This window comes from Candidatus Atribacteria bacterium (assembly GCA_011056645.1).
Classification (GTDB): domain Bacteria; phylum Atribacterota; class Phoenicimicrobiia; order Phoenicimicrobiales; family Phoenicimicrobiaceae; genus Sediminicultor; species Sediminicultor quartus.
Genome location: DSEL01000114.1, coordinates 1 through 3,616 on the forward strand (window position 1 = coordinate 1; position 3,616 = coordinate 3,616).

Annotated in this window: 3 protein-coding genes; all 3 read right to left on the reverse strand. The window is 33.3% G+C overall.

Annotated elements, in window-relative coordinates:
• Positions 1-129 (reverse strand): large conductance mechanosensitive channel protein MscL (mscL, locus tag ENO17_04670; GenBank protein ID HER24327.1); only part of this gene is annotated, 129 nt, incomplete at its 3' end.
• A gap of 66 nt (positions 130-195) precedes the next feature.
• Positions 196-2,586 carry a DUF87 domain-containing protein gene (locus tag ENO17_04675; protein HER24328.1) on the reverse strand — a complete coding sequence of 797 codons (2,391 nt, stop codon included), beginning with the start codon at positions 2,584-2,586 and terminating at the stop codon, positions 196-198.
• Between the two features lie 347 nt (positions 2,587-2,933).
• On the reverse strand, positions 2,934-3,616 hold a 683-nt coding region (locus ENO17_04680), incomplete at its 5' end, for a Fic family protein (GenBank protein ID HER24329.1).

Consider the following 3,616-nt stretch of genomic DNA (forward strand, 5'->3'; position numbering starts at 1 on the left):
AATAGGCGGCATAATGATATCGGAAACTAATGATTTCACAATAGTACCGAAGGCAGCACCAATGACAATACCTACTGCCATGTCGATTACGTTCCCCCGCATGGCAAATTCTTTAAATTCCTTAAACACTACTCATGTCCTCCTTTTTATCATTTTTAAAAATATTAATTAAATTAAAACAAACTTTTAATACATTTATCTTGATTCCCAAAGAAGAGAAACGCTTAAATTAGATATATCAGTTTTTCTTGGTTGAAGGCTAATAGTTTCAATTTCGTAATTGTCTACATTAAATTTATCAGAAATTTCTACTATTTTTTCATTAAGTTCCCCTTCTAATTTATCAATTTCTTTAGTAAGCTCTTCAATTTGATTCTTTACAAAACTGACATCTTTTTTCTCCTTAAAAATTCTGTTTGCCCTTCTTAATCCGGTCATGCCACTGCTTAAATTTCCTACTTTTGTTCTTCCCAGAAATGCCCCAAGCACAGTAGCACCAATCGATAAAACGCTTTCTGTAGTGATAGTTTTTGTATCCGTTTCCTCTTTTGACAACTTTTCCAGGAGCCTATTATATTTTTTCTGAAGACTCTCCTCTTTTCCTTTAAATTTTACCCTTAATTTATCAACTTCTTCCTCTTTCCTTTCTCTTAAAAGTTCTATAATCTTTCCCTTAAAAGAAGAAAGATCTTCCCCCGGTTTGGATAAAAGTTTAAATTCTTTAGTGGTATATAAGTCAAGTTTCTTTGTCCGGCTAAGAGAATCTTTAAATTCATTCTCTATGGTCGTAAAATCTTTCATCTCTTCTATGAAAAATGGGAGCGGGTAAAATTTAGCATTCTCGGGAGATTTAGTATCGTAAAGACTAACATCATCATTGATTGGCATGCCCTTTTCAAAATTGATTTCAGTGGTATTTTCATCAATAGGGAGCTTTAAAAATACTTCTTCTTTTTCATCAATTCCTTTAGATTCACTGTAAAATCTTATTTTCCCTTTTAATAGTATTTTAGGTTCAAAGATAATTTCCTCATTATAAGGGGCGTTATTTAAAAAATATTGTTGGATTTTATCTGAGATTAGAGGAAGAGAAGTAGTTTTATTTGATATGGTACTATCTTCCTGGACAGTGCTTTGCTCTTTTTCTGCTTCCCTTTTATTGAAAAGTTTATTTTTCTCTGCCATTAATTTTTTAATCTCAGGCATTGAAAGAGGGCCTCTCAAGTAGGATAAAACCCATCTGGTCTGAAAAAGAGAAAGATGGTCAAGATGTACACTTTTAAGGAGGAATGTCCTCTTTTTCATATTAGAAAGCAACGATTCTATTTCGCTTTTACTGAGAGAATCTGCGCTATCTTTGATGAGTCCATCCATTACTCTGTCTTTGTCCTGCTTGGTCTGAAGTTTTCCCAAAAACCAACTTCCTATATTTGAAAGTCCTTTATAATCAAGGTCAACTGGATTTTGAGTGGCTAGAACCACCCCAACGCCATAAGCTCTTGCCTGTTTTAAAAGAATGAGCATCGGTTTTTTAGAAGGTGGGTTTGAAGTCGCCGGGAAGAAGCCAAAAATTTCATCCATATATAGTATTGTTCTCAGAGATGGTGTCCCTCTTTGTTGTCTCATCCAGCTAATATATTTATTTAAAAATAAAGTTAGGAAAAACATTCTCTGGGCAGTATCAAGGTGAGCCAAAGAGAGAATGCTAACTCTGGGATTCCCCTCTCTGGTATAAAGGAGTTTTTGAATATCCAGGGCATCTCCCTCTGTCCACATTGAAAATCCGGGGCTTGCCATAACATTGTTTAAAAGCATAGCCAATTTAAGTCTTTCATTCTGTGGATAAAAAATCTTCAAATTAAGTACCCCTACCTTTTCAAAGGGGGGATTTACTATATAACCGATTAATTCTTCCAAGGAAAGACTTTTTTTCTTTTTCCAGAAGTAGGAAAAAATAGTGGCAAGCAGCATATACTCTTTACTTGACAAAGGATCTGCCTTTATATTAATTAGGGTTAAAAGACCCATAACCGTGGAATTAATGATGGAGGAAAAGGTGTCGGGATCGTCAAGGATATCTTCAGAAGGTACGTCAAAGCTGCTTAAAACTGATAGGGGAATTCCGGTTAAACTTCCCGGAGTGTAAATAGTGAAATCAGCATTATCTTTGTAAAGTTTTATTCTACTTTTATCCTGATAGAAGCTTTTTAATCCATTTTCCCAACTGCTCGCCACTTCTGCTGCATAATTTTTTGGATCCATTCCTTTGTTTTGAGCTTCCTCCGGATCTATCCATGCTTCAAAATCCTCTGATTTTAAATCAGGAAAAGCAAGAAGAAGGTTTCCCATATCACCCTTAGGGTCAATGATAATAGAGGGAATTTTATCCAGGGTTGCCTCTTCTATGATGCCGATCCCCAGACCTGTTTTTCCGCTTCCGGTCATTCCTATAATAACAGCATGAGTGGTAAAATTGTTTGATTTGTAAAGAAGAAGGTTATCGGTAGTTTCAAGGGTTTTTGGATCAACTTCTTTTCCGAAATAAAATAATCCTAACTTTTCATATAAAGATATTATATTTTCCACAATTTATCTCCTCTTAAAGAATATTTTAAAAACCTATGAATAAGATTTTAAATACTAACTGAAAAGACATCATGTGATAAAATTAAATCTAAGCCTGGCTTTTTGTTAAGTCAAGATTCAAGCTTTTCTTCTATTCATTTTAAATAGACTGAAAAATATACTAAAATCTTCTTTTAAAATGATACAGAGAACAACGTCCCCTGTTTCTTTTATAGATTATAGGTCTTTGCAAGAGGAGAGGTTAAAGAAATATCTATCTATCCCTTGTCCATATTAAAATTAAATAAGCACTACCGTTGTGCATATTCGATTATTTTGCACAAGATATCGTATATATTGTGCAATTATTAAGACTTTAATAATACTTGATACAATCTTTTATTAAGATAGATGACCACTCTTCCTTCTTCTTTTCTTTCTAATATTCCAAGATTAACCAGTCTATTTAAATATTTGCTTGCTGTATTCCTCGAAGCAATTTTATGCTCAACCAAAAAACTAATCTTACAATATGGCTGTTGGAATAGCAATTCTACCAGCTCATATGAATAGATGTCACTCGCTTTTCCCTTGACAATTTCTTGGGTTTCTTTAAACAAATCATAAATACTATTCACCTTTGCTAAAGTAAATTTAGCAGTTTCATCCACAGCTTTTAACATAAAAATTATCCATTCTTCCCATTTATTGTGTTCAGTAACTTCTGCGAATAAGCGATAATATTCGGTTTTATGTTCTAAAATATATTTTGATAAATATAGTATAGGCAAATCTAAAAGATTTTTATGGCACAAGAACAATACATTTAAAATCCTTCCAGTACGTCCATTCCCATCTGAAAAAGGATGGATACTCTCAAATTGATAATGCAATAAAGCCATTTTAATTAATGGATCAATGGAGTTACTGTTTTCGTACTCTATCCAATTTTTTATTTTATTTATTAAAACCTTTCCAGGCTCAGGCGGAGAGTAAACCCTAATCAAACCATTGTCAATCCATACCTGGTTTTTTCTTATCCCTTCTTTAT